Raw genomic sequence first — 1,377 nt, 5'->3', positions numbered from 1 at the left:
AAGCGCTTTATCATTTAGCCTATTCGCTTTCTTATCATCAACATACAATACTAAATGCGTATGATTACTCATGACGGCATAAGAAAATTTAGGATGGGTGTCTTGTTTATTATGTTATAAGTGCCTAACGTCCTGCTAAGGGGCAGTTACGAGTGTTGTTGGCGAAGCCAGCGAGTAACTGTCCCGCAGCGTTTTTTGCTGCGAACTTGAGCAGCTTGTTATAACTCATGGTTAAGATTTACCCTATCCTTACGAGAAAAGTAAAAATCTAAATATGCGAAAAAACCAATGATTAGGAACCAAATTACAAATGGTGGAATAAGTGTAACCTCACTTAACATCGCAATTGGGTAAACAACTATCAAAGCTAGTGAACCAATGCCTCCATCGTATGACGTATATGTTTCCCAAGTCAGTGACAAAAGCCCACCTAAGAATATTAATGTTGCAACTACCAGCGGTAAATGTAATTTATGAATTCTCATGAGATTATTTTGAGTTATAACGCCTCGTTAAGAGGCAAATAATATGTTGGCTAAAATAAGCGACGCAGGAGCAAAAGCCAACTGTTATTTGTCCTGCTTTAACGACTTGTTAGTTTTAAACAACTCCAAGTAGTATTCTTTGTCTTGTAAATTTCGTTGAAAATGCCCAGCAACTGGTGGCTCAAATTTATTGCCAGATAATAATAAAAGCCTTTGCTCTGTTACTTCTGGATATTCTTCTTTGATTTGACCGAAACTAAAATGCATAAAACTATCTAACGGGACAAATAGTTTTGTAGGAACACTTTTTGAATTAGTCTCTAATACCTCATCAATAACAAAAATTAGCCTGATACTATTTTGGGACTTTGGGCCTGTTTTAGCTTTTAAGTCATGTATCTGTTTGCCGTTTCCATCAATCATGTCAACACCAATGACTCGGCCGATTAAAACATGATCTGTTTTTTCAATTAAAGCCTTATCAGATACTTCCAATGGAAATGAGGCAAATACGTAATTTGAGATTAAACAAAGAAACAAAACTAAATATTTACGCATGAACATCCCTTTAAAACTAACTCTTAACATATGGGGATTTTATGAGCGTTGTTGGCCGAAGGCCAGCGAGTAAAATTCCCACCATGATGTTTTTGTTATGTGCAACATGCTAACAGTTGCTTTTGTAATTCAGTATTTTCACAACCGATAATGTCTAAACCGATGACAACTGACTTTTCAGAGTAAACAAGCATAACTGTATATGCCTTATCACCTGTGGGAAAAGTATCTTCCAGTTTTTCATTTTCTGAGGTTGTAAAACATATTGTGAATGCTGAATCGTCAGAAGCGAAGGACTCACATGATTTAATTTTCAAACCTTTTAGCTGATCAG

2 protein-coding genes and 1 pseudogene are annotated in these 1,377 nt (G+C 36.0%); all 3 read right to left on the bottom strand.

Annotated elements, in window-relative coordinates; translation table 11 throughout:
• Nucleotides 1-72, bottom strand: a pseudogene (locus L656_RS1000000122890) (Mobile element protein); the annotation flags it as partial.
• A gap of 497 nt (nucleotides 73-569) precedes the next feature.
• Nucleotides 570-1,043 (bottom strand): hypothetical protein, encoded by a 474-nt coding sequence (locus L656_RS0119430; protein WP_024600446.1) that lies wholly within the window; start codon nucleotides 1,041-1,043, stop codon nucleotides 570-572.
• A 95-nt stretch (nucleotides 1,044-1,138) separates the two neighbouring features.
• Nucleotides 1,139-1,377 (bottom strand): hypothetical protein (locus L656_RS1000000123330; RefSeq protein ID WP_024598871.1); only part of this gene is annotated, 239 nt, incomplete at its 5' end.

It is taken from the genome of Pseudoalteromonas sp. TAE56 (assembly GCF_000497955.1).
GTDB lineage: Bacteria > Pseudomonadota > Gammaproteobacteria > Enterobacterales > Alteromonadaceae > Pseudoalteromonas.
This window is presented reverse-complemented; position numbering and strand designations above follow the sequence as displayed.